The organism is Flavobacterium cerinum (genome assembly GCF_024496085.1).
GTDB classification, from domain to species: Bacteria; Bacteroidota; Bacteroidia; order Flavobacteriales; family Flavobacteriaceae; genus Flavobacterium; species Flavobacterium cerinum_A.
Genome location: NZ_CP101751.1, coordinates 2,144,510 through 2,171,075 on the forward strand (window position 1 = coordinate 2,144,510; position 26,566 = coordinate 2,171,075).

Annotated in this window: 23 protein-coding genes; 13 read left to right on the forward strand and 10 right to left on the reverse strand. The window is 36.5% G+C overall.

What is annotated here, in order from left to right; genetic code table 11:
* Positions 1-452: 452 nt before the first annotated feature.
* A complete protein-coding gene (locus NOX80_RS09595; RefSeq protein WP_256549554.1) occupies positions 453-1,136 on the reverse strand; it encodes a TetR/AcrR family transcriptional regulator in 684 nt (227 codons plus the stop codon).
* A gap of 300 nt (positions 1,137-1,436) precedes the next feature.
* On the opposite strand from NOX80_RS09595, the gene NOX80_RS09600 reads away from it, so the two are divergent.
* The 3 genes from NOX80_RS09600 (at position 1,437) to NOX80_RS09610 (ending at position 3,291) form a co-directional block, all read left to right on the forward strand.
* Positions 1,437-2,201, forward strand: coding sequence for an MBL fold metallo-hydrolase (locus NOX80_RS09600; RefSeq protein ID WP_256549555.1), 765 nt, complete (start codon positions 1,437-1,439; stop codon positions 2,199-2,201).
* 5 nt (positions 2,202-2,206) lie between these two features.
* Positions 2,207-2,704 (forward strand): hydrolase, encoded by a 498-nt coding sequence (locus NOX80_RS09605; protein ID WP_256549556.1) that lies wholly within the window; start codon positions 2,207-2,209, stop codon positions 2,702-2,704.
* 80 nt (positions 2,705-2,784) lie between these two features.
* Complete coding sequence (locus tag NOX80_RS09610; protein ID WP_256549557.1) at positions 2,785-3,291, forward strand: hypothetical protein; 507 nt, start codon at positions 2,785-2,787, stop codon at positions 3,289-3,291.
* A 34-nt stretch (positions 3,292-3,325) separates the two neighbouring features.
* Here NOX80_RS09610 and NOX80_RS09615 read toward each other — a convergent pair whose 3' ends face one another.
* The 6 genes from NOX80_RS09615 to NOX80_RS09640 all read right to left on the reverse strand — a co-directional run bounded on the left by NOX80_RS09615 (position 3,326) and on the right by NOX80_RS09640 (position 9,610).
* Entirely contained in the window at positions 3,326-3,976 is a 651-nt protein-coding gene (locus NOX80_RS09615) for an alpha/beta hydrolase (protein WP_256549558.1), read from the reverse strand.
* A 2-nt stretch (positions 3,977-3,978) separates the two neighbouring features.
* Positions 3,979-4,305, reverse strand: a complete 327-nt coding sequence (locus tag NOX80_RS09620; protein WP_256549560.1) for a hypothetical protein — start codon at positions 4,303-4,305, stop codon at positions 3,979-3,981.
* 3 nt (positions 4,306-4,308) lie between these two features.
* A complete protein-coding gene (locus NOX80_RS09625) occupies positions 4,309-5,565 on the reverse strand; it encodes a dihydroorotase (protein WP_256549561.1) in 1,257 nt (418 codons plus the stop codon).
* On the reverse strand, positions 5,562-7,490 hold the full coding sequence (locus NOX80_RS09630; protein ID WP_256549562.1) for a vWA domain-containing protein: 1,929 nt from the start codon (positions 7,488-7,490) through the stop codon (positions 5,562-5,564). The genes NOX80_RS09625 and NOX80_RS09630 overlap by 4 nt, the downstream gene beginning before the upstream one ends.
* A 65-nt stretch (positions 7,491-7,555) precedes the next feature.
* On the reverse strand, positions 7,556-8,902 hold the full coding sequence (locus NOX80_RS09635; RefSeq protein WP_256549563.1) for a DEAD/DEAH box helicase: 1,347 nt from the start codon (positions 8,900-8,902) through the stop codon (positions 7,556-7,558).
* A gap of 69 nt (positions 8,903-8,971) precedes the next feature.
* The gene (locus NOX80_RS09640; protein ID WP_256549564.1) at positions 8,972-9,610 is read right to left on the reverse strand and encodes a helix-turn-helix transcriptional regulator; all 639 of its coding nucleotides are present in this window, start codon (positions 9,608-9,610) and stop codon (positions 8,972-8,974) included.
* Positions 9,611-9,752: 142 nt separating this feature from the next.
* Here NOX80_RS09640 and NOX80_RS09645 point away from each other — a divergent pair, with 142 nt between their 5' ends.
* The 7 genes from NOX80_RS09645 to NOX80_RS09675 all read left to right on the forward strand — a co-directional run bounded on the left by NOX80_RS09645 (position 9,753) and on the right by NOX80_RS09675 (position 16,389).
* The gene (locus tag NOX80_RS09645; RefSeq protein ID WP_256549565.1) at positions 9,753-10,259 is read left to right on the forward strand and encodes a DUF2480 family protein; all 507 of its coding nucleotides are present in this window, start codon (positions 9,753-9,755) and stop codon (positions 10,257-10,259) included.
* 18 nt (positions 10,260-10,277) lie between these two features.
* Positions 10,278-10,823 carry an NADPH-dependent FMN reductase gene (locus NOX80_RS09650; protein WP_256549566.1) on the forward strand — a complete coding sequence of 182 codons (546 nt, stop codon included), beginning with the start codon at positions 10,278-10,280 and terminating at the stop codon, positions 10,821-10,823.
* A gap of 283 nt (positions 10,824-11,106) precedes the next feature.
* The gene (locus tag NOX80_RS09655) at positions 11,107-11,838 is read left to right on the forward strand and encodes a hypothetical protein (protein ID WP_256549567.1); all 732 of its coding nucleotides are present in this window, start codon (positions 11,107-11,109) and stop codon (positions 11,836-11,838) included.
* 11 nt (positions 11,839-11,849) lie between these two features.
* Positions 11,850-12,059, forward strand: a complete 210-nt coding sequence (locus NOX80_RS09660; RefSeq protein ID WP_256549568.1) for a PLDc N-terminal domain-containing protein — start codon at positions 11,850-11,852, stop codon at positions 12,057-12,059.
* 142 nt (positions 12,060-12,201) lie between these two features.
* The gene (locus NOX80_RS09665; protein ID WP_256549569.1) at positions 12,202-13,686 is read left to right on the forward strand and encodes an ankyrin repeat domain-containing protein; all 1,485 of its coding nucleotides are present in this window, start codon (positions 12,202-12,204) and stop codon (positions 13,684-13,686) included.
* A 4-nt stretch (positions 13,687-13,690) separates the two neighbouring features.
* Complete coding sequence (locus NOX80_RS09670; RefSeq protein ID WP_256549570.1) at positions 13,691-14,182, forward strand: DUF2271 domain-containing protein; 492 nt, start codon at positions 13,691-13,693, stop codon at positions 14,180-14,182.
* A gap of 11 nt (positions 14,183-14,193) precedes the next feature.
* On the forward strand, positions 14,194-16,389 hold the full coding sequence (locus NOX80_RS09675) for a PepSY domain-containing protein (protein WP_256549571.1): 2,196 nt from the start codon (positions 14,194-14,196) through the stop codon (positions 16,387-16,389).
* A 75-nt stretch (positions 16,390-16,464) separates the two neighbouring features.
* On the opposite strand, the gene NOX80_RS09680 is transcribed toward NOX80_RS09675, so the two are convergent.
* Together NOX80_RS09680 and NOX80_RS09685 are read right to left on the reverse strand one after the other, a co-directional pair.
* Positions 16,465-17,718 (reverse strand): pyridoxal phosphate-dependent decarboxylase family protein, encoded by a 1,254-nt coding sequence (locus tag NOX80_RS09680; protein WP_256549572.1) that lies wholly within the window; start codon positions 17,716-17,718, stop codon positions 16,465-16,467.
* A 197-nt stretch (positions 17,719-17,915) separates the two neighbouring features.
* Positions 17,916-22,334: a lamin tail domain-containing protein gene (locus NOX80_RS09685; protein ID WP_256549573.1), complete on the reverse strand. Its 4,419-nt coding sequence runs from the start codon at positions 22,332-22,334 to the stop codon at positions 17,916-17,918.
* Between the two features lie 446 nt (positions 22,335-22,780).
* Between NOX80_RS09685 and NOX80_RS09690 the strand changes: the two genes are divergently transcribed.
* Positions 22,781-23,944, forward strand: coding sequence for a T9SS type A sorting domain-containing protein (locus NOX80_RS09690; protein ID WP_256549574.1), 1,164 nt, complete (start codon positions 22,781-22,783; stop codon positions 23,942-23,944).
* Between the two features lie 52 nt (positions 23,945-23,996).
* On the opposite strand, the gene NOX80_RS09695 is transcribed toward NOX80_RS09690, so the two are convergent.
* Positions 23,997-25,079 (reverse strand): linear amide C-N hydrolase, encoded by a 1,083-nt coding sequence (locus tag NOX80_RS09695; RefSeq protein WP_256549575.1) that lies wholly within the window; start codon positions 25,077-25,079, stop codon positions 23,997-23,999.
* A gap of 281 nt (positions 25,080-25,360) precedes the next feature.
* Between NOX80_RS09695 and NOX80_RS09700 the strand changes: the two genes are divergently transcribed.
* Both NOX80_RS09700 and NOX80_RS09705 read left to right on the forward strand, forming a co-directional pair.
* Positions 25,361-25,699 carry a helix-turn-helix domain-containing protein gene (locus NOX80_RS09700; RefSeq protein ID WP_256549576.1) on the forward strand — a complete coding sequence of 113 codons (339 nt, stop codon included), beginning with the start codon at positions 25,361-25,363 and terminating at the stop codon, positions 25,697-25,699.
* A gap of 332 nt (positions 25,700-26,031) precedes the next feature.
* The gene (locus NOX80_RS09705; RefSeq protein WP_256549577.1) at positions 26,032-26,448 is read left to right on the forward strand and encodes a hypothetical protein; all 417 of its coding nucleotides are present in this window, start codon (positions 26,032-26,034) and stop codon (positions 26,446-26,448) included.
* Positions 26,449-26,566 lie beyond the last annotated feature (118 nt).

The window sequence follows — 26,566 nt, forward strand, 5'->3', positions numbered from 1 at the left end:
ATATTTTTTTTAGGAATATCATGTTTATTCGCTTTTTGTGCTTTTTTTTAAAATTTTAAAGACGGGTAAAGCAATGGATAATGATCTCCTGAAAATGGATTTTAATGGTTTATTTTTATAAATACTTTAAAATTAATATGTTTAAAAATATATATAAATGTTATAGAAAAAACAATTGGTTGTTATTTTTGTGAATTCGATATCGCTTTAAGACTGGTTAATGGTTCAAAATGCGAATATTTTAAAAAATGCACTTGTTTTTTTTAATATCAAAAATATAGTGAAGTGTTGTAAATTATTTTTGTAGCTTTTTATTTGTTAAAAATATTTTGATTGTAAAATAAACCTACATTTTATAAATAAAAAGGGGCTAAGAGTTTGAAAAGTAATAAACGGAATGCAATAAAAAACCGTTCATTGAGAACGGTTTTTTATTATAACTGAAGACTTTGTTATTGTTGTTTTTCGACCGAATCGTAGCATAAATCGACAACATGGTCTAAGGCATCTAAAATAGCTTGTTTTCCTTCGGGTTGATTAACGTCGATTCCGCAAATCGTAACGCCGTTCATTTTAGCATGTAGGGATAGGTAATAAATTCCGCCGATTTGTAGTGCCATTAAAGCTCTGATGTTAACTTTAGCGTCTTTAAAATAGGGATCGGTGTATTTAAAAAACTCTTCACCGACTCTTTCACGTAGTTCTGCGATTTCTTTTAAAAGAGGAGTGAATTCGCTGAGTTCCCAAAGGATCATTTTTTGCATTTCAATATCTTCAAGGAAAGCTTCAAAATGGCCTTTTAAGAAATACTGACCATCCGTTCTGCTGACATGACTTGCAGTGATAATATCGGGAACTTTATCATCGTTAAATGAATTGGACCAATAATCCCGTTCCCGGATGTAAGTTTCAATAAGATTGTTAACGTCACCGAAATAAGCGTAAATCAATTTCCTGTCCAAACCGGCAACAGCAGCAATTTTTGCAACTGTAAGACCTTTATAACCTTCTGATTTTAGTACAACTCCCACGGCATCAATGAGTTTTCGCATCGTGCGGGCTTTTTCTTTAATCGGGCCCTGAGATACTTTTCTCTTTTTGGGTTGACCTTTATCGGGTTGCTCCTCGTTTTTCATGATAGTAGTTATTTGCCTTGCAATATCTGATTTTTTGTTCTAAAATTCAAGCCTATTAAGGCTTTATTGGCATGTTTTTGATTGATTATTGCTTATGGTTCACCACTTTTTGTTTGATTAGGACAGTGAAATCTGTAACGATTTAACGGAACAATAATACTAAAGGTACAAAAAAATTAACATAAATAACATACTGTTATTCGGATCATCTCTAAATTGCTAAAACAATTCATTTTTAACAGTAGGGAAATTCGCTATTATAAAAGAGAGATTCTTATTTTTGTAAAAAAGAACATTACTTTGAAAGTATATTTTTTGGGAACCGGAACTTCACAAGGTATTCCTATTATTGGAAGCGATCATCCGGTTTGTCTGAGTCCTGATATAAAAGATAAACGATTACGGGTTTCCGCTTTAGTAAGCTGGGACGATCATTGCTATGTTATGGATTGCGGACCGGATTTCAGACAGCAGATGTTGGCTGCCGATTGTCGTAAATTGGACGGTATATTATTTACGCACGAACATGCCGATCATACAGCCGGATTGGACGATATAAGACCTTTTAATTTCCGGCAAGGACCGATGCCGATTTATGCGCATAAACGGGTTATTGAAAGTCTTCAACGACGATTCGATTATATTTTTGAAACGGAAAACCGTTATCCGGGCGCTCCGTCGGTATTGGTTAATGAAGTAATCAATCATTCCGGATTTGAAATCGGCGGAAAAAAAGTGATTCCTATTAATGTATGGCACGCGGATTTACAGGTTTTCGGTTATAGAATTGACGATTTTGCTTATCTGACGGATGTTAAAACAGTTGATCCGGAAGAAGCTGAAAAACTTAAAGGGGTGAAAGTTTTAGTGATCAATGCACTTCGGATTGAACCGCATATATCCCATTTTAATTTGGAAGAAGCGCTGGATTTTATAAAATTTATTCAGCCTGAAAAAGCTTATCTGACCCATATAAGTCACCATATGGGATTTCATGAAGCGGTGCAACAAACCTTGCCTGAAAATGTATTTCTGGCTTACGATAATTTAGAAATAGAAATTTAATCCCTATGAAAAAAGCAATATTATATCTTTTTATCCTGTCTTTATTGTTTAATATTTTTCAGTATATGAATTCAACGAAAATACTGAAAACGCAGGAAAAAGAACTTGAAAGCGCCAAAACCAGAATTGGTAAGGTAAGAGATTCTCTGAACATCCTTCGGGAAGAAAAAAATGACAGCGATTTTTTCTCTTTGGATTATGACGATGACGCTCAGGAATATTTTTCGCAGTATGACGTAACTCAGGTTGCGGCAAAAGTTAAAGAGGATTTAGTAACATTAAACGATGATAAAACCGGAAATCGTTTGATACCCTATGAAGCGATTGACGGAAATAAGTTTTTTATCAATAAAATAAAAATTTTAAATCACCGTTGGATTATAGCCGACTTTTATAGCGGATCGGTTAGAGGACAAATTCTGTTAAAGTATTTCTATAATACGGACAAACCAACCGATTTTGAAAGAATAGACACAATTTTGTTCTCTAATACGGTGCAATAAAATGATTATTTTGTAAATTTAAAGCTTCAATTTAGCCTGATTACTGGGAATGGCCGGATTGAGAAACAAAAGATAACCGAATGAAAAATATTATTCCCTTAATAGTATGCAGCTTTCTTTTTGTATCATGTGATTTTATCATGAAAAAACATGATGATGAAAAAGAAGTTATCGTAAATCCGAAACCAATGGTATTAGGAACCGACAGAGATGAACACGGTTGTGTCGGCTCTGCCGGCTATCGTTGGTCTGTACTTAAAAATGATTGTATTCGTGTTTTTGAAGAAGGCTTTCGTTTAAATCCTGTTAAAGAAACTACGGTTGATGAAGAGGAAGAAATTGAAGAGCCGATTATCAGTGGGTTTGTAACTTTTGAAAAAGACGGTGACCGCGCGGAATTGTTTTTACCGGACAAAGAGAATTCTGTAATTCTTACACGGGAAAAAGAAGGAAAACCGTATAATGGAGAAGGATGGACCTTAGAAACGGAAGGCGGACTTACATTAAAGAAAGAAGGGACTGTAAAATATAAAGGTGCCTTAACAGAAGAAAAACAAGTGACAGGAAGCGATAATCCTGAGCAATAAAATAAAAAAGTCCGGTTTTACCGGACTTTTTTATTTATAAAGTTTGCTGTAACCAGCTTTTAAAATCGTAAAAATTTTGTGGAGCAACACCATGTCCAACCGGATATTCTTTATAAACAACATCCAGTTCCAGTGCTTTTAAAAATTCCGGTGCTTTTCTGGCCCAATCTACCGGAATTACCTGATCTGCCGTTCCGTGTGAAATAAAAAACTTCAGCTTTGAAAGGTTGTTTTCAGTATAGCCGTTACTTAATATAGCCGGATTGATATAACCGCTTAATGCGACCACACGTTGAATTTTTTCCGGATCTGATAAGGCCACGGCATAACTCAAAATGGCGCCCTGACTAAATCCGATAAGTGTTACTTTATTTTTATCAATAGGATATGTTGCAATTAATTCATCAATAAATGTTGAAATTAACTGACGGGATTCAATTGCTTCATCATCATCCGAAAACTTATTGGCATCATTATCAAAATGAATACTGTACCAGGCATTACCGTACGGTGGCATCGGATGTGGTGCGCGGGCAGAAATGACATAATATTCTTCCGGCAATTCCGAAGCAAATGAAAACAGATCTTCTTCGTTACTGCCATAACCGTGAAGTAATAGTAATAGCGGATTTGTATCTGATTTAATTTTGGGTTCTCTAACGAGATGAAATAAGGATAAGCTCATTGTTATGCTAAATTTTTAAACCATTTTTGGAAATATTCACCTAAAATCGGAGTCGTTTTCATATCATTTTGAATAGCGCCCACAAGGCTGTACGCCCAAAGTACAAAAAAGAAAATAAAAAAGGCAGAGGAAACCATCCAACTGTCAGCATAACCCACAAAATAAGCCAAAACATAAAAGGTCAGATTGATTCCGAGTGCCTGACGAATATGAAAACCGGCAAATCGGGTTTTGGATTCCATGTTCATTGTTAAGGCGATAATTGTTCCGATAATTGTAAGATAGCTGATGATAGCAACTGTACGGCTTTGATCTGCATTGTTTTTCATTTTTTATTCCTTTACGATTAATTTTTCGTTGTTGTAAATTCCATACACTTTTCCTTTCATCGGTTGTCCGAGAAAAGCGGAATTTTTAGACTTCGAAAGAATATTTTCTTTAGTAAATTCCCAGTTACCTTCGGTTGTAAACAAACTCAGACTGGCTTTATGACCTTCTTTTATCGGATGCTTTTCGATACCGAATGTGTTTTTACCGGCGGTAAGTTTTGTTATAATTACATCGACAGGTAATACAGTTAATAAAGCTCCGAAAGCACTTTCCAGGCCTATTGTTCCGTTTTTAGCATTGTCGAATTCCATTTTTTTATGCTCAATATCTAAAGGATTATGATCGGTAGTAATCATGTCGATAGTACCATCTATCACACCGGCAATTAATGCTTGTCTTTCTTTTTCGTCTCGTAACGGAGGCGTAACTTTATAACGGGTGTCAAATCCGGATAATTTTTCATCGGTCATAACCAAATGATGGACGGCGACACTACAACTTACCTGTAGTCCTTTTGCTTTCGCTTCGCGTATTAAAGACACGGATTTGGCTGTGGATATTGTGGGAATATGTAATTTTCCACCGGTATATTCCAACAGAAACAGGTTGCGGGCAACATGAATTTCTTCGGCCAGTGCCGGAATTCCTTTTAATCCCAATCGGGTACCGGCAATTCCTTCATTAACGACTCCGTTCCCTTTTATTTTTTCATCCTGACAATAAGTAATAATAAGTCCGTTAAAATCCTGAGCGTATTGTAATCCGATTTTTAACAGATTGGCATTGTCCAGACTTTTATTATAATCGCCGAACGCAATAGCGCCGGCATTAGTCATATCAAATAATTCAGCAAGGTCATTTCCCTCACTATTTTTGGTCAATGCGCCTATTGGGTGTAATTGCGTAGCGGTATCTTTGGCTTTATACAATACAAAATTAACTTCGGTCTGATTGTCTACTACCGGAGCCGAATTAGGTTGTAGTGCAATATTAGTGAAACCGCTTTTGGCAGCCACATTTAAACCGTTGGCAATTGTTTCTCTTTCTTCAAAACCCGGTTCACCAAGTGATACGGAACTGTCAAACCATCCTTGAGAAACATGAAGATTATCGAATTCGATAACAGTAGCATTCTCTTCATTTGAAAGATTCGGGCCAATATTACGGATAATACCATCGATAATTTTCAGGTCCGTTTTCTGATTGTGATACGGACTTTCGGTATCGATGATCGTTGCGTTTTTAAGAATTACATTCATTTTACGAATTTTTGGATCAGTAGTTCTAGTAATAAAAATAGTAGTGTTGCGATAATAAAATACTTCCAGGCTTCACTGGCTGTTCGGGTCGAATGAATATCGTTGTAAACAGTGGCAATAGAGTCGGTTTTGGTATATTTATTAAAAATGTTTTCGTTTTGTAAGCTCAGATCACTTTCGGTTCGGGCATGATTAAAGCTGATGTTTTTTAAGCTGTTATTGCCTTTGGTGATGGCATAATTTCCGGATTGTTCCGGGTAATCGCCAAATGATAATTTAATCTTGTTGTTCAGAATTTGTTGTGTCGGAATAAAATCGGATTTTTCATTTTTCACCGTTACGACTTCATCTTTCGATAAAATTACGTCCAGTATCATGCTCTGATTGTCACCTATAGTAAATTCAGCTATTCCGGTTTTCGGATTGTTTTGCGCCATATTATAGAATGTAGGCACAATTAAAGGTGAATTCTGAAAATTACTGTTTGCCTTATTTATCGGAGCTGAAAACAAGTATAAAGTTCCTATTTTGTTGGTTACGGCACTTAAGAACGGACTTTGGTCTTCGTAACTTAAAATACGGGCCGAATTCCCGCCGACGGTAAAGGAAGTATTTACCTTCGGATACTGGAAGTTATCGGTTTTCTTTTCAAATACGGTTTGATATAACGGATGATTAAAAGCTATTTTAGTGACCTGACGGGATGTGTTTTGTAATGGTCCGATTTTAGAAATACCGAAATTACCTAAAAAACCGGTTAAATTCTGAACGGAAGTTTCCGCAGCCGGAATTAGAATAATTGTACCTCCTTTGTCGTAAAAAGCCTTTAATGTTGTGGTTAAAGCTTGTGGAATATCTTTTAACTCATTAAGTAAAATCGCATCCTGTTTGTCAAGTGTATTGTAATCTAGTGTTGTTAAAACCGTGCTTTTATAATTGAACTCATCCGATGTGTAGATACGGGATAAAAAAGCATTTTTATCAGCTTCGCCAATAGCCATCACATTGGATTTTTCCGGTTTGGATATACTGAAATAATAGGTATTATCATAGTTAAGACTGTTGTCTTCTAAAGCGACATAACCGTGAAAATCTTTTCTTGGAAGATTAAACAGAATTGATTTTTTGGGATTATCAAACGTAATCACTGTTTTGGCCACCAGATTGGTTCCGTTATAAACAGCCATCGGAACTTCGGATTGCAGATCACCGTAAGCGCTGACATCTACTTTGATTTCGTAAAAATCGTCTGAGTGCTGATTGATTACAACCTTGTCAATACTGGCGTTGTTTTTGTTTTCCGCTTTTGGAATGATACAATAGGTCGGATTTTGATCGTTAAGTTTATCGGTACTTTGCGTATTTTGGTTTACGGCATCGGTAATGATAACAATATCTTTAGGTACATCCTGTTTTTTAGCTTCAACCTTATTCAATAAAAAATCAAGTCGGAAGGGAGTCGCACTATACGATAAAGATTGTAGTTCTTTCTGAATCGAACGAATGTCGGTATCCCAAAAAGCTTCGGTATTGGTTAGTAATGAAAAACGTTGATTATCGGATGTGTTTTCAAGAAGATCCTGTACGGCTCTTTTTAATAATTCTCCGCGATTCCCTTTAGCCTGCATTGAAAAAGAATTATCAAGCAGGATGATCATTTCATTTCCTGTGTTTTTAGTGTCTTTTGCGTTAAAAAAAGGTTGGGCAAAAGCAAAAATCAAACAGGCCAGTAACAATAGCCGGGTACATAACAGCAACCATTTTTTAAGTTGGGAACTCTTTCGTGTCTGTATGCTGACTTCTTTCAGAAAACGGACATTGGTGAAGTATTCTTTTTTAAATCGACGCAATTGAAACAAATGAACCAGAATTGGTATAACCAATACGAATAGGAAATACAGAATTTCAGGGTGTTTAAATTGCATCGTATTTTAATGTTTGTCAAAAATAGTAATTAGTTTTTAGTTTTGGACATTACTTTTAAGACCAATTATTTCTTTTTTCTTTTGGCAGCTCTGTTTTTTTCGACAGCCCGGTTACGCGGTTTTGTTTTTCGCGGATTACGTTTTCCGGGACCACCAAGATTTACTTTTTTGTTTTTTTCTGATTTGTCGTGATAAGCACCGCCACCGTCTAGTTTTGTTCTTTTTAAAAGGAATTTTACTTTTTGTTTTTCTTTTTCAAATTCCAGTCGTTTTTCTTCAATTTTTACCGCATCCGGAATTGCCAGCATTTCCAGTTCTTTTTCCATCAATAATTCCGATTCTACCTGGAATTCTTCTTCTTTCGGATCAATTAAACTGATTGCGATACCTTCTTTATCGGCACGACCGGTACGACCGATACGGTGAATGTATTGTTCCGGAACTTCTGAGAACTGCATATTAACAACATGGGTGATATCCGAAATATCCAAACCACGAGCCATAATATCAGTTGTTACAATACCGCGAAGGTTACCTTCCTGAAATTCGGCCATTGTATTCAAACGGTAATTCTGTGATTTATTAGAGTGGATTACCCCAAATTGACCCGAAAAGTCTTCTTCAAGATGCTCCATAAGGATGTCGGCTACTTTTTTGTTGTTTACAAACACCAGAATACGCTCCAGGCTTTCATCTTCCGTCAATAAATGTTTTAATAAATTGACTTTGGTCAGGAAATTAGGAACATGATATCCGATTTGGTGAATTTTTTCCAATGGTGTTCCGGATGGAGCCAATGAAACTTCTTCCGGAAAATCGAAATAGTCGTCCAAAATCTCATCTACCTCATCAGTCATTGTAGCTGAAAATAAGATATTTTGACGTTTTGGTTTCATCATCGATAAGATGGAAGTAATCTGAAAACGGAATCCTAAATTCAGAATCTCATCAAATTCATCAATCACCAGTTTTTGCATTTCGTCAAAACGAACTACATTGTCAAGCGCCAAATCCATTAAACGACCCGGTGTTCCGACTAAAATGTCCACACCTTCATAAACGGATGTTTTTTGTGTATTAATATTAACACCACCATAAACACCCAATACGCGGACGGACATGTATTTGGATAGTTTTTCAACTTCTTCTGCTACCTGAACCACTAATTCCCGGGTTGGTACTATAATGACCACTTTAGGCGTGTGGGTTGGTGTAAATTTCCACTGTTTTAGAATTGGTAATAAATAGGCAAAAGTCTTACCGGTACCGGTTTGGGCAATTCCCATCATATCGCGTCCCGACATAATTACAGGGAAAGAACGCTCCTGAATAGGAGTAGGCGTTGTTAATCCTATTTCGTCTATTGCTTTTTGTAAGGATTTGGGAAGATTAAATTGCTCAAAAGTGCTCATACAGTGTCTATTTTCGGCAAAGATACGATATTTATTTTTTTATAGAATTCCGGATAAAAGGCGAAATAGCTACTCTTTTTTTTCTGCCGTAATTTTATAGGTACAACGGGTGCCGCCGGATAGCATATGATCAAGGCGCTCTACCTGAACTTTTTTTCCTAATACGGACTGAAATGTTTCCAGTTCTGATCGGCAAAAGCCCTGACAAACCGCAGCGGCAGCGCAAATAGGGCAATGGTTTTCGTAAAGAATAAAGTGATCTTCTTCCTGAACGTATCCGGCCATATAGCCTTCATTATTACGGATTTCGGAGAGTATTTGTATTCGCTTTTCTAAATCAGCAACACCGGAAACGGCTTCGATATACTTGTTTTTGACCTCATTGGTATGCGCTTCAATTACCGCATCCAACGCTTTTTCGCCTAAAATCTCTTTTGTTTTCTGAATGAGCTTAACCGTTAAATCGGCATGCGTATCCGGAAAACGGGAATTACCGAGCTGAGTAAGTGACCAGATTTGTTGTGGTCGGCCACGTCCTTTGGAGATCGATTCGGAAACGACTAAACCTTCGGAAGCCAATTTTAAAATATTAAAACGAGCGCCTTCTGTAGTAACGTCAAGCTCTTTTGCAAGTGCAATGATCGATAGTGGTCCCTTTGTTTTTAATAGCCAGAGTGCCCGTTCATGTTCCGGTAATTTAATTTTCATAATAAACAAAGTGATTATTTGGTTTATTAGGCAAAATTAGTACATTTGCTGCATAATAAAAAAGTAACGATTGTATTTTTACAGGATTAGTGCGAAATTCGCAGGAATAATGTAAGCAGTGACGATCATTTTATAGTGAAATATGACAGATGATTATAGTCCGATTGAAAATAAAGTAACGGCATCCGGAATCGTAAGGCTGGATTTACAGGAATATTGTCCGATAGTATCTTTTGCTGATTTTGATATTCGTCCTTATCTGTATGAGGAACTGATCATTATGGAAAAAAGTTTTAGAACGGCAATGGATGCTGTAAATTGGGGAGATTATTCCGGGAAAGCAGTATCGGTTCGTTGTTCGGTTGATGCGATTATACCGCAATGGGTCTATATGTTAGTTGCAGCTAAATTAAAACCTTATGCGATGTCAGTAATATTCGGTACTGAAAAAGAACATCAGATAAAACTTTGGGAAAAGTCAGTTGAAAATGCTGATTTGTCTTTTTATTATAATAAAAAAGTGGCTTTTAAAGCCAGTGAACAAATACCGGACGCGTTGTATATTTGTGCAACTAATTTGTTGGCCGGTAAAGTAGCCACATTGATGTATGGCGAACCCGGTTTGCCGAAAGTGATCCGGAAATATTAACTCTATTACAAGTGATGTATGAATGTACTCGTATTTAACGGTGCTTTGGAAAGAAGATCAAATGCCACCTCTCATAAAATTGCCGATTATTTCAAAACCGGTTTTGAAGCAGCCGGTGCCAATGTAACAATCTTTAATTTGTCGGATTCCGGAATTCCATTGTTTGATGTAACCTTAAACGCCGTTCCGAAATCAGTAGAAATGATGGCAAACGTATTTCGAAATGCCGATATTCATATTTGGATGACACCGCTATATCATGGTGGGATGACCGGAGTAATGAAAAATTGCCTGGACTGGTTGGAAATCAGTTCAAAAGAATTTACGCCGTATCTGACAGACAAAACAATCGGACTGGTTTGTTGGGCCGATGGAAGTCATGCGATGAACGGGATTAATAATATGGATGCTGTAGCCAAATCACTTCGTGCTTGGACATTACCGTATAGCGTACCGATTGCCCGAAAAGCATTATATGATCAGGAAGGTGAATTTTCAGAAGAATACCGTCAGAAGTTTGATCAAATGGTGAAATTGCTCTCCAGCAGTAAACACTATAAATAATATACGGAGAAAGAGAATTAAGTACTTTTTATTTGTATTTGTAATGATGTTCTGATATACTAAAGTTTATACAGATAGATTGTATAGAACCGCAGTGGATAGTTGCTATGTAAAATAGTACTATTTGCTGCGGTTTATTTTTTTGTGATAGTGATGAAGGAGGAAATTAAAAGGACAAAATGGGTTCAGTAATGACAGCATAAACGGTTGTATTATTGTTTTATAGTAACTTCTGTTATGTTTTAACGGAGTGGGAGTGTTGTCATTTTTAAATTAAGAGAATATGAGCGTAATTACTATTGTGAAAAAGTATAAAATCGGTTTTTTAACCGTGTTGCTTTTTGTTTCGTGTAATTCTGATGAATCCATTATTGTAAGGAGAGATTTAAGCGAAGAAGAGAAGAATTATAAAAAGGAATTGATACTGGAAAAATTTAAAGAATTAGGGTTAAATCCGGATGAGGTATCGTTTACAGATGATATCAATCCTAATGAATGTATTATTCTGAAGTCATTAGACGATTTAGAAAAGATATTTCCCAGAGATACTATTTTAAACGAAGAAGAGCTGTTGCCTGTGTTGGATACAGTACAGGGTAATACTACTACTATAAAGTATGGTCGTGACTGGGATTGGGTTGATTATTGTTATTATTCCGGACAATTTCCGGTTCGTGGAGCTTTATATATGAATATGAATCTTAGTTTTAATTATAGCAGAAGTTTATTGGATGCAGGACAATTAGATGCAATTACCAATGTTTTTACGGATATTACAGGTTTTACATTAGGAGTGTCCTATAATCAAAGTTTTTTTTATTTTAATGCAGATCGAGGGGCGCCTTATGACCTAACTGTGGAAGGAATTTTAAATTATAATTTATTTTTCGAAGGAACTGTTACAGTTTATAGGTGTAGAATGATAACTAAAGGAAGATTTAGTCCTTCACTTAGTAAATATGGAGGACATACATCATTCGCTTTTTTTACGACATATTTAAAAGACATAGAATAAAAAGATTATTTGTGAATGATTTATTACTATTTAAAATTAAAGAAATGGATGTATTCTATTGGCAATTGTTCCTGCTGTTTTTGATTGCATTTATCATTTTCAGCTTGTTTCGATTAAGTAAATCGAGATTGGAATCGGATAGAAAAATTATCTGGTGTATACTGATACTTGCCTTTCCGGTTTTGGGAAGTCTGGCCTATTTTATCGTAGGAAATAAATAATAGTACGTTGATAAACTCCGCAAGCGTTTTAATCTGCATTTTGTGATAATTTAGCTTTTTATTTAGAATGATTCTTATTAATTTTGCCCGACCTTGAATTTGCAAGCGTTCTTGCAAAGAACAGGTGTAAAACCAAATTATCATGACTATAAACATAAAACAGCTATTTATCGCTTCGGTAATGTTTGCTTCTGTAACGCTACACGCGCAACAAAATGTATTTTTAGAAAGATCATTCTGGAAAACCAATCCGGATATTACTAAAATCAAATCGGAAATCCAAAAAGGAGGAAACCCGTCACAACTTAATAGTAATGCTTTTGATCCGGTAGTGTTTGCTATAACGGAACAGGCTTCTAATGATGCAATTAAATTCCTGTTGTCACAGGATGGTAATGATGTTAATAAGCTTACACACGACGGAAGAACCTATCTTTTTTGGGCCGCTTATAAAGGAAACATCGAGTTGATGGAATATTTGTTAAGCAAAGGAGCAAAAACCGATTTAAAAGATGATAAAGGCTATACGGTATTAAATTTCGCTGCTGCTTCAGGACAAGCCAATACAAAAGTATATGACCTGTGTCTTAAAAACGGAGCTAACCTTAAAAAGGACCTAGATCATGAAGGAGCTAATGCACTTCTTTTGATCGCTGCTTATGATAAGGATTTTACGTTAATCGATTATTTTACGACTAAAGGACTGGATCTTAAAAGTACCGATGCAAACGGTAATACAGCTTTTAATTATGCAGCCAGAACAGGGAATATCACTACGTTAAAAGCGTTATTAAAAAAAGGAGTGAAGTTTAATGATAATGCTATGATTTTTGCCAGTCAGGGTACTCGTAGCACTGCTAATACACTGGATGTTTACCAGTTTCTGGAAGAGTTGAAAATTAAGCCGACGGCTATCGGGAAAAACGGAGAAACGGTATTACATGCGATCGTAAGAAAAGACAAACAAGGTGAAATTATTAAATATTTCCTTTCTAAAGGTGTAGATGTAAACCAACCGGATAAAGAAGGAACTACTGCATTTATGAATGCTGCTGCGAGTAATAGTGATGTTGAAGTAATCAATATCTTATTGCCGATGGTTAAAGATATCAATCAGGCGAATAAAAAAGGACAGGCAGCATTGGCATTGGCAGTGCGTTACAATTCTCCTGAAGTAGTTCGTATCTTATTAAATAAAGGAGCTGATGTTAAAGCGGTTGATGCAGCCGGGGATAACGTAGTGGCTTACCTGATGCAATCGTATACACCACAAAAAGCAGAAATGTTCCAGGCGAAATTAAAAACATTGGAACAAACAGGTATAAATGTTGCAGCACCTCAGAAAAACGGAAATACGTTGTATCATATGGCTGTAGCTAAAAATGATATATCGTTAATTAAACTTGTCGAAAGTTATAATGTTGACATCAACAGTAAAAATAAAGAAGGAATGACTGCCTTGCACAAAGCAGCTTTGATCGCTCAGGATGATACGATCTTAAAGCACCTGATTAATCTTGGTGCTAAAAAAAGTGCGGTAACCGAATTTAAAGAAACTGCATTTGACCTGGCTTCTGAAAATGAAGCATTGACTAAAAATAAAGTAGCTATCGATTTCTTAAAATAAAAACATGAAAAACTGGTATAAAATTGCCTTGGCTCTGGCTTTAACCCTTGGTTCCGGACTTACGATGATGGCACAAAAAAGCGGATCTTCTAAATATAAATGTATGGTTCAGATGACGAACTATCCGGGAGAAGGAGCGTATATTGTTGTATCGTTAATTGATCCGAAAGGCGCTTATGAAAAAACGCTTTATGTGATGGGTGATGATAAAAAATGGTACAAGGACATTAAAGAATGGTATAAATTTCATTCTAAAAAACCGTCTAATATCAGTGCAATTACAGGAGCATCCGTATCAGGAGGTGAAAGAAGTATAACAGTACTGGAATTGGAAAATGCTAAGATTGATGCCGGATACAGTCTTCGTTTTGAAACCGCTGTGGAAAATCAGGAATATCGCGTTAAGGATATTGAATTTCCTTTGACAACCGCTAACCTGTCCGGTAAAAATGAAGGTACGGGATATATCCGTTACGTACGTATTAGTCCGAATTAACAACAGGAAATATGACCATCTCTATATGGAGATACAGCCATTTAACTTTGGCTGTATCTTCTTTTCTCTTTATAGCACTAGCCTCAATAACGGGAATTGTTCTTGCTTTTGAACCCGTTTTACAAAAAACACAACCGTATCGCGAAGGTGATTTTAACCAAATCACCGTGGCAGAAATGATTCCGGTACTAAAAAAGGAATATGCCGAAATTACAGATGTAACGATCGATGCGAATCAGTTTGTTATCGCTAAAGTAATTGATGATAACGGAAATGATACTACGATTTATGTAAATCCCAAAACCGGAAAATCATTAGGGACAGTTCCAAAAGAAAATGCCTTTTTTCAATGGGTAACCACGTTACACCGTTCTCTTTTTTTACATGAAACCGGTCGGATTTTTATAGGTATAACTGCTTTTTTACTTTTTCTTATCGCCACTTCAGGAACCGTTTTAGTGATACAACGACAACGCGGAATTAAACGTTTTTTCCAGCGTATCATAAAAGAGAATTTTGCTCAGTATTATCATGTGGTGCTGGGACGATTAACACTGATTCCGATTTTAATTATTACAATAACCGGAACCTATCTGTCACTGGTTCGATTTGAATTAGTACCATCGGATACCAAGATTACACATAAGATTGATTTTGATGCTATCCGATCAGAACCGGCCGGAAAACCAGCTGATTTTAAGGTGTTTAAAAATATGCCGTTATCCGAAGTGCAATCGATAGAATTTCCTTTTTCGGAGGATGTAGAAGATTACTATACATTTAAATTAAAAGATAAGGAACTGGTTGTCAATCAGATTACCGGTGATATTCTAAGTGAGATCTCCTATTCTAAGGCGACCATTTTTTCCAATTTGAGTCTTACATTACATACCGGGCGGTCGAGTGCCGTTTGGGCCGTTATTTTGGCAATAGCCGCCGCTAATATCCTGTTTTTTATCTATTCCGGTTTTGTTATTACATTAAAAAGACGTGGTAACCGAATCCGTAATAAATTTAAAGGAGATGAAAGCCGGTTTATCATTTTGGTCGGATCTGAAAACGGAACAACTTTCCGCTTTGCGAATGCATTACAGCAACAATTACTAAAGCAGGGTGAAAAGTCCTATATCACCGAAATGAATAATTATACCGTTTTCCCTAATGCAGAACAATTGATTTTGATAACGGCAACATATGGTTTGGGAGATGCTCCTACGAATGCTTCAAAATTCCTGTCATTATTGGAAAAGTTCCCACAACAGCAAAACGTTCAGTTTTCGGTTTTAGGTTTTGGTTCCAGATCCTATCCGGATTTCTGCAAGTTTGCGTATGACATTAATAATACACTTAATTTGCAAACCTGGGCACAACCTTTATTGGATATCCATACAGTGAATGATAAGTCACCGGATGATTTCCAACGTTGGATGAATTTATGGTCACAAACTACAGCTATTCCGTTTTCAGAACCGATACCGGATTTTAAACTAAAACCAAAACAATTACAATCGTTTACCGTAGTTTCAAAAACAGAATTGGCTCATACCGACGGTGCTTTCCTGATTCAACTTAAACCAAATAAAAAACAAAGATTCCGATCGGGTGATCTACTGGCTATTTATCCTGCGAATGATCATCGTGAACGACTTTATTCGGTCGGAAAAGTGAATCATAATTTACAGTTGAGTGTCAAATTACATACCGATGGATTAGGATCATCATTTTTATACCACTTAAAAGTAGGAGAGACCTTTAAAGGCCGAATTTCCAAAAATGAACATTTTCATTTCCCGGAAAAAGCCCGTAAAGTAATCATGATTTCAAACGGAACCGGAATTGCTCCGTTTTTAGGAATGCTGGACGAAAATAAAAATGCCGATTGTTATTTATACTGTGGTTTTAGAGGAGAAGCTTCTTTTGCATTGTACAACGAAAGTATAGACGGATACCTTAGCAAACTACAATTAAAAGAAGTGCATATTGCTTATTCGCGAGAAGGAGAAAAACAATATGTAAAAGATTTATTGGCACGGGATTCGGAATTTATAGCAGCAACTTTAAAATCCGGTGGCGTGATCATGATTTGCGGATCATTGGCAATGCAACAAAACGTAACCGCTTTACTTGAAGTAATCTGTAGCGAACAAAATAATGTGGAATTGGGCTATTACCAATCACATGATCAAATATTGACTGACTGTTATTAGTTATTAAACATCAAAAAAATTTAAAAGCGCACCGATTAGCAGTATAATCGGATGCGCTTTTCTTTTATTATGGCTCTATAATAAAATTTCATTCATAATGGCAGCATCCTGTAATTCAGTAATAAAAGCGGTCAGATGGTCAATTTCCACGTGATCCATCACAACAATTTTATACCATTGATTAGAAGCATCGTGTTTTTGCGGAACCAGATTATAACGGTTTGCTATCGGTTCCGGAATATAGGCAGCCTGAATGGTTACAATATTCATAAACGGTTCTCTGAAATAGGTTATTTCAAGTAAATCCAGTTGTTGACATAACCATGCTGTACGCATCTGTAATATGGATACTTTTTCAAACCATCCGTGAGCACCGTAAGTAGAAAGGATTAACCAAACAGCAACAGCGTTACTGCCGGAGCGACTTCCGCAAAGCGTAAGATCAAGACCTTCTACATATTCGGCTTCTTTAGTCAGTACATTTTGAATAAGTCCTTTACGACAAATAAAAATACCGGTTCCATAGGGTGCCTGAAGCATTTTATGCGCATCGATAGTAACAGAACTTATTTTCGGATTACGGAAATCAAGAGTAGAGGCAGCATTACTAAACGGATAAACAAAACCGCCGTATGCCGCATCAATATGTAGTTTGTAATCCAATTGTTGTTTTTCCAGCGCATTAGTGTAAACATCCGGATTGTCTACTGAACCGAACATGGTTGTTCCCATATTAGCAACTACAATAAAATATTTCTTTCCGTTATTTTTGGCTGTAGTAAGTAAATTGTCCAGAAGGGATACATCGATTGACCGGGTTAGAAAATCCACAGGAGCTTTTAACCAATCGATCATTAGTAGATTTGCACCTTTTGGAATAGAATAATGGGTGTCTTCCGAAGCCAGAATTGCGATTTCATTTGGTTGGGCTCCCACTGTATTCATAAAATAATTTCGATAAATCCACAACGCCTGTATATTCGCTTCGGTTCCTCCGGGCGCTATATAACCGTCAAAATGTTCCGGATCGGAGTGAAATATATCAACAGCAATTATATCAAGTACTTCGCGTTCAATTTCCTGAGTTCCTTTAAAAGCTTTTTCGGAAGTGCCAAATGTATGACATCCGATATGATTCGGATTGGCTACAAACGATTGCAACATAGGAGCATCCTTTAAAAACGGTGCTTCTTCGTAAAATACTTTTCCATCCAATTTAGACGCCGGATAACCTAATGAAGCATCTTTTGAAAAGTCAACATTTTCTGCCAATGCCCGCTGAATGCGAGTTTGTCGTTCTGTAACTGTTAATTTTTTCCAGTAATACATGTTTTGTGTGATTTTCCACAAAATAAAGGCAGGTTTTTTTACTAAAACATGATAAATATTAGGTTTTAAAAATAAAGAAAGCGTTTAATTATAAGAGGGAAATAAGCCTGTTTTTAAGAGAGGATCACTGTCATTTACATATAAAAAGAAAGGGCTGCCTTGAAAGTCAGCCCTTAATTAAAAGAAGTTATTCGGAATTAGAAAACCATTTTCAGCGTTTTCACTTCGTTGTTAACTGTTACAGTTCTTACAATAATTACCTGATTATTGCTGTTCAATTTATCGATTGCAATAACAGCAGTATTGTAATTGTCTCCGTTGAACAATACTTTTCCGGAAAGATCAAATATGGTTACAGATTGGATTGCATCAACAGAAGATACAAGGTTGATTACATTGTTTTGTTTGTAAACCGAGATAGCATTTACCGGTTGACCTAAAGTAAGGTTTTCACCCATTTTAGCAACGATTTCAGTAGTTGTAACCGCAATTACATTAGAATTATTACTAGTATTACCGGCAACAGCTCTTACTCTGTAGTAGTAGTTTTTGTTTGGTAATAATCCGGATACCGGAAGATTAACACCGTTAGTAGCAACATTCTCATATCCGGGAACAAAAGAAGGAGTTGAACCAGAGAAAGTATGCGTACCTAAGTTCGTTACATCATTCATAGGTAATACATCCCATTCTGTAGCCAATGTAGGGAATCCTGAAGTTGGATTTACAGTTACACCAGCAATAACAGATGCTTTACGTACTAAAGTTTTATCAACAGTAGTTAATGAACCGCTTGTCCAGGCTACTCCCGGATCTTCACCGATTCTTCCGATAATATCTACGTTTGAATTTGTAGAAATTTTGTATAAAGCTACAGCATCATTACCGTTAAAGTTTACAGAAGCAACTACAGTAGCAGAACCGGAGTAGATAGAAGCTCCTGAATTACGAATAACGATTGTACTACCGTTAGCTAAAGTTCCTGATAATTGAACATCATTTGCAGAACCTGAAGCACTTGTACTTCCGTTAGAATATAGACGTACACGGTAGTCTGATAAATTTACAGCAGCACCTGTACCGTTGTAGATTTCTAAATATTTGTTTGTAGAAGAACCTTCAACATACTCAGAGAAGAATAAATCAGTAGCAGCTGCAGTTGAACCAAATGTTGGCGACTCACTTACGTCAACACGGTAACTCATTGCTCCGAAAACCTCATCCCAGTTTGCAGTAAAGCTATTAGCAGTAACAGCAGTAGCAGGAGTAGCAACAGGAGCCGGAACCGGATTTGTAGTGAATGTCAATACCTGACCATAGCTGGTACCTCCGTCGTTTATAGCGTAAGAACGAGTGTAGTAAAGTGTTCCTCCGAATAAATCAGAAACATTTACAGTATAAGCTCCGATTCCCGTTCCGGAATCGGAATAAGCAATTACATCCGTTCCTCCGATCACAGGTGAAGGGTTGCTACTCACAAGAATACCTCTTTCAATTACAAGAGAACATCCTTCATCGGTAACTTCTCCGGTAACGTTAGCATCATAAGCAGATAATACTTCAGCTGTATTTGTAGCTACAACAGCAGCTTTGTTTACACCGGTTCCGTTGGCTACAGTAGTAATAGAAGTACCACCACCGGCAATAGTTACGTTAGTGTTATAAACAGTAGCAGTTGTCGGTTCGAAACGTACATATACTATTTGAGAATATGTTCCTCCGGTTTGTGTTAACGTAAGTGTAGCAGTAAATGGTCCTGCTGCATCAGTAGCAAAAGTGAAACCGGCAGCCGGTCCAACTTCGATATTGTCAGTTGTAAGGTTGATACCGGAAACAGTCATATTTTTTACAGTACTTAAGCCATTAGCACATACTTCACCGAAGTTCGCTAATTCCGTTACTGTAAATGTAGGCTGAGTGTTAGCAATAGTTAAAACCTCAATTGTGTTAGAGTTTCCGCTTGTATTACCGGCAACAGCTCTTACACGGTAGTAGTAGTGTTTTTCAGGAGTTAATCCGGTTACATTGAATTGTGTATTGTTTACAGTTACGTTTTCATATCCGGCAAGGAAAGAAGGAGCGATACCGTCGAAAGTATGAGTTCCTAAATTCGATACATCATTTAAAGGTAATGCATCCCACTCAGTAGCCAATGTAGGGAATCCAGAAGTTGGATTTACAGTTACACCAGCGATAACAGAAGCTTTACGTACTAATGTCTGATCCATTGTAGATAATGAACCGCTTGTCCAGGCTGATCCCGGATCCTGACCGATTCTTCCGATGATATCTACGTTAGAAGCTGTTGAAATTTTATATAAAGCTACAGCATCATTTCCGTTGAAGTTAACAGAAGCAACCACAGTCGCAGTTCCTGAATAGATTGAAGCACCTGAATTACGTAATACAACTGTACTGCCGTTTGCTAAAGTTCCTGATAATTGAACATCGTTTGCAGAACCTGAAGCACTGCTGCTACCGTTAGAATATAAACGTACACGGTAGTTTGATAAATCAACACTAGCACCGGTACCGTTAAAAATTTCTACATATTTATTTGTTGAAGTACCTTCTACATATTCAGAGAAGAAAAGATCAGTAGCCGGAGCTGAAGAACCAAAAGTAGCTGACTCACTTACGTCAAGACGGTAGCTTGCTGCACCTGCTGAAGCATCCCAGTTAGCTGTAAAACTATTGTGTGTAATGTTAGTAGCATCTGTAGCAACAGGAGCAATAACCGGATCAGTAGTAAATGTTAATTCCTGACCGTAAGTAACACCGCCGTTATTTACACTATATCCTTTTGTATGATATACTGTACCTCCGATTAAACCGGATAAGCTGGTTGTATAGTTTCCGATACCTGTTCCGGCATCCGTTACCTTGATTACATTTGTTCCGCCAATTAAAGGGTTAGCTGAAGTACTGTAAACAATACCTCTTTCAGTTACTGTAGAACAACCTTCAATGCTTACTTCAGAAGTAACTTTTGCAGTTGCAGCACTTAAAGCACCGGCTTCGATTGTAGTAATAGAAGATAAAGTGTTGATTCCGGTTCCTGAAGCACTGATTGTAACAGCCGGAGCACCTCCGCCAACGATGGCAATATTTCCGCTGTAAGCAATAGCATCAACCGGAGCAAAACGGATATATACGGTTTTAGAGAAAGTTCCGCCGGTTTGAGCAATAGATACAGAAGCGGTATATGTTCCTGTTTCGGTTTCAGAGAATACAAAACCGGCTAAAGGACCAACAACTACAGCATCAGTAGTCAGGTTGATTCCCTCAACAGTAAAGTTACTTGTATTTGAGAACTGGTTTACACAAACTTCTCCGAAAGCACGGATATTACCTACAGTTAAAGTTGGTAAAGTATTTACTAAAGTACTTTGAGTAGCATCAGGACCAAAAGAAGTTTCTAAGGCAGGAGTAGCCTGATTTCTGGCTTTTGCACTAAAAGTATAAGGTGTATTGTCAGCCAGACCGGTTACAGTAATTGTACCCCATTGTGCAGCTGTTCTCCATACCGGATTTACACCTAAAGTACCGTTAGCTTGTACATAACTGCCGTTAGTTTCACGGATAGCATAGGTAGTAACTGCCGGATTACTGTTTTGAGATGTAGTAGTAACAGTAATGTCTAATGTGTAGATTCCGGGATTGTTTACAGTTAACAACCCTGGAGTGTTAGCAGCTGTATAAAAATTAGAACCCGTACCGTTAGTAACTGTACTTCCTGAAATTCCAACCGCTCTGAAATAATATTGTGTATTAGGTAATAAGGAATTTAATGCAGCACTGATTCCTGTTACCGTTGTTCCGCTAACAGAAGAAGGAGTAGCAGCAATACTGTTTCCGTAAGCCGAAGAAATACCCCAGTTAAATGAAGCAGCCGTTGTAGTTCCGTTAGCATTTACAGTTCCGTTAAGTGTAGCAGATGCAGCAGCAATAGCAGATGCAGCAACAGTAGTTACAGTTGGCGCATCAGCACCCCACGAAAGAACAACATTGTCTAAAGCAATACCGTCACGACTTCCGGATCCGCTGATTTCATCATATTTCCAACGAATCCATACGTTTCCGCTAAGATTGTTGATTGCAGAAAGATCGATATCAGTATAATTGGTAACTGTACCTTCTGCCAATGAACCGGATGCATATGCACCACCGGCTACAGGTGTAAAACCGCTGGTAGCAGATGTAGTACTGATTTCAAGATCAAATGAATTACTACGGGCCTGTTCTCTGATTTTGATTACATCATAAGAAATTTTTAATCCGCTTTTTCCGGTTGTATTCGTTAATCGTAATACAATAGATCCCGGAGCGAAAGCACTTCCTGATCCTAAGATTCCGATTTTTGAACCGTAGTTGTAGTTGGCTCCGGAAGTTGACGCGGCATTACCTACTGTCATGGCATTATCCACAGCCGTACCGTTATAAGAGCTCCATCCTGTAGGATAAGAAGTCCCGGTAGTACCAGGTGTGGTGTTAAAATTTTCCGAATAGGGAGAGGTTCCGGGCAAAGTAACCTGACCCCACATTACTGTCGTTGCCAATAAAGACGTGAACAGCAGACAGGCATTGCCAAATGTCTTGTGTAAATGTGTTTTCATAAATTAAAAGATTTGGTTGTTGTATTGATTATCAATACAATACAAACATATAAGCTATCAGTTAAAAATGACCGTTTCTAAGATTGTGTTATGGTAACCTGTAGGTTATTCTTTATTAAACATAATGTTACCGGTTTAAATTATTTGTTAAATGAAATGAGATGTTTTTGTCTGTTTCGGTAGACGTAACGCGAATAATTTGACTTTTCATGTAATTATAGTATACGTGATGTAATTGTTAAGAAGATAATGGATTTCAATAAGTACCTCTGGTAGATGATTGAAAAAAAGGAGAAGATGAATTGATTATAGTATCAGAAATGCGGCTGATAACCTATTGGGTTAAACAAGGAAAAAAGATTCATTTTAAATGAAAAAAAGTGCAGCACTGATATAAACTGAACTATATTTTGAAAATTTAGCTACTAATTTATAAACAGATAGGTATGAAGCGAATAATTACTTTTATTTTAGTTGTAGTAGCATTGCCGGTTATGGCACAATGGCAAAATGTTGCTATTGAGTTTGACTCTCTTGATCGGCAGTACAGAATATATGTCCCTTCCGGACTTTCTGACAGACCCTTGTCTTTAGTTTTTGGTTTTCATGGGTTAGGAGGCAATATGACAGCGTTTAGCAATCTGATCGCAATAGATAGTATTGCTGATAATGATAATATTATTGTAGTTTGTCCACAGGGAATCGATGATTCACTTCTAGGTTTTGGACCGGCATGGAACGCCGGTGCGAGCCCGGCTACTTTTGACCTGGAATTGAATAAAGACATTGACGATGTCGGATATATTCGTTTCTTAATAGATAAATTATCGGTAGAATATGCCGTGAATCCGGATAATGTATTTGCCTTTGGTTTTTCCTTGGGCGGTTTCATGACTCAAAAACTTGCACTGGAATTAAATGATAAGATAAAAGCGTTTGCTTCTGTCGCGGGTACTATCGGTAATGAGATTTTGCCGATTCCGGACGATAAGCCCGGACGTCCGGTTTCAATAGCTCATTTTCATGGGACGAGTGATCTTGTTGTTGGATATGACGACAATTTTTTCGGATTAAATGTAGAGGATATGATTCAATTTTGGAACACCAATAATCTCGGAAATTTTTTACCTGAACATATCCTTTTACCGGATATTAAACCGGATAATTTAACTGTAGATTATTATAAATATACCAGTGATTTCAATGATTCGGAGTTGGTATTATATAGAGTAAATAACGGAGGGCATGAATGGCTACAAAAAGGGATTAACGATATTTCCTATACCGAAGAGATATGGAAATTTTTTAAACGGGATAATACGCTTTCAAATAGATCGTTTAACAATCCGGAAGTTGATTTGATCATTTATCCCAATCCGTCATATGGTGATGCGATAAATATCAGATTGACCGGAATAGAATCATATGGGAATAATCCGTTAATCGTTAGAATTTATGATGGTATCGGAAATAATATTATGGAGAAACAAATTAACCTATATTCGGATGAATGCAGAATAGTAACCAACGGTGTTTTGAGTAAAGGGATATATTGGGTTGAAGTGATGCATACTGATTTTAAAGTCGGTAAAAAATGGATTGTGTATTAATCATGAATTTATATAAGAGAAAAAGCATATTCATTTGAATATGCTTTTTCTCTTATTGTATACCGGCAAAAACAAAAGGTGGTGCATTTTTAAAATGTTCCAGAGCATTACCGGAATAGGTTTCCTGATTTTGGACACTAAGTTTTTTGACTGGTGCTTTTTCGTTAAAATCTATTTTTTTTAAGTCAACCCAAAAAGTATTGGGAGTTAGAACGGTTTCAAAATAATAAACCAGATGTTTCTGATCGGAAACCGAACGCCAGCGGGTGGAAGAAATATTTGGTTCTTCCGGAGAAGAAATTCCGAAAGGAACAGAACAATTTCGAATCACGCTTAAAACACTTCCCACTGCTATTCGGTTGTCATCCGTTTGTGGAATAGCACTCAAATAAAATTTTGCCCGGGTAAAACGATCAGCGGCCCGGTTAGTACCCGGAAGCATAATATTACCCGGAATACTTTTCCAATAGTTGTTTAATGCCAATTGTTCTTCAAATATAGGAGAATTGGTCATTACCGTATAAGTAGGATCATGATGGATCACTAGTTTACCGTCAATATATTCGAAAATAGCATTATCACCGTAAACATCAGAAATTGATAAATGAAGTGTAGTGAATTTATCGGTACCCGGAATAAAATCGGATACAATCACAAAACGCTCTTTGCTTAATTCTGAAACAGCCTCATTTACAGAAGCAAAATTATCAAGAACATATTGTGCCCAGGCTGAAATCGCAAGACCTTTTTGTTTCCCATTTTGATTATAAGTCGGGTATTTGGATTCAACAAGCCATAAAACATTAGCAACTAAACCTTTTTCGTTCATACCGTCTGTTGTTGCAATATCATAAGCACTTGTAATTAAGCTACCATATTTAGACTTCCAAAGCAATGAGTTTTTTCCTGCTTCTCCATTGCGTTCCATACCACGGGGGAAAATCCATAGATTGGCCGGAATATCATCTTTCCAGTCCATAGATCGGGCTGTAATAACAGTATTGTTAGGACCTTTATATACTAATCTTGTACAGGCAGTAAGATCTTTGGGGAGTAGAAAAATTAAAAGTAAAGCGAAACTCAAACAGTGCTGAATACTAAAAAGCCGGAATTCTTTTTTGAAAAAACAGTTCATATGAATAGAATTTGGAGTTACAATCAAATAAAAACGTATTCAATTTAATCAAAATTAACGGAATAACCAATGTTAGGATTCTTATTTATTGATAATTATAAAAGGAGTGAACTGTTTTTCATATAGGATCATAACGATATAATTATACAATGAGAGTTTCAAAATCGGGAATTAATGGTCAAAACATGTTCAGAAAAGGTCAGTAAGGTTACTAAGGATAAGTAATTAAGCTAGTTTTATGAATAGAAAAGAGAAAGAGATTTTTTAAAAACACAGGAATTATGGAAATAGTTACTTTAGAGAGTAAAGTGTATCGGGAACTGTTAGCTAAAATTGAAAGAATAGAAGAATATATAACAGGGAATAAACCGAAACCAGTTAAAGATCAGGATGAAATATGGATGGACAATTATGACGTATGTCAACTGTTCCATATTAGTACGAAAACATTGCAGCGTTTGCGTAAAGATGAGTTATTACCTTATACTAAATTAAGAGGGAAATGTCTTTATCGGATGTCAGATATTGAAATTGCATTAAATGAACGGTTAATTAACAGGAATCCTAAAAAATTAGATGAGTTCAGAAAAAGCTATGTAGGGAAAAACAAGTACAAATAGTACTATTACTAACGATTTATTAATTGGTGTAACGTTAAAACAATTGAATAAGAAATGATGAATAAAATAAGCTTGTCAGTGAAAGAACAATGGAAATTAACAGGTAATAAAGAGGCTGTTTTTTTGAAAAAATAGTTTTATTTATTACGATACAGCATATGAATAGGGTTGTTTGTGTTTGATTATGAGGTTTTTAAGTGATATTCGAAAGGACAAAAGAAACCTGAAATCAGAGAAAAAAGCATTGATTTAATAGTATTATTTTAATTGAAAATTTAACATTTCTTAAAAGGTCTGTATACACAACTTTATATAATTTTGATTCCATCATTATGAAGCTAAAAATTAGACTTTTTATAGCATTATGCATCGTGTTGCTGAGCAGTTCTGTCGGGCTTTCCGCCCGTACAGTGCATCAGCAATTTTTCGGTTATTCGACAGCAAAGAATTCTGAAAAAATTCAGGAAGCAGGTGTATACAGAGCACAAAGTGATATCACAAATTACACTTCTTGCCATGTAGAAAAGCTAAATGATAAAACATACTCAACCGATAATGAGACGGAAGAAAATGAACTGACGTCTTCTAAAAAATGGTTAGAGCTAAACAATTATTTTGCGACACTTTTAATTGCGCAAACACCCGATAGGGTATACTGCAACGTAAAAAAGAGCTTACTGTTTTGTAAGCCCTTTTTGTTTTTACCATCCTGCAAAAAATTTATTGTCTTCCGCGTCATCAGGATTTGATTTTTCACCTCACAATCGGTAGGTAACACTACTATCTCCTCAGTTGTATCACGGCTCATTCTCTCCGGAATCTTACGGTTAAGAGACAAGATAGTCATGCCTGTACACTAAAAAAAAA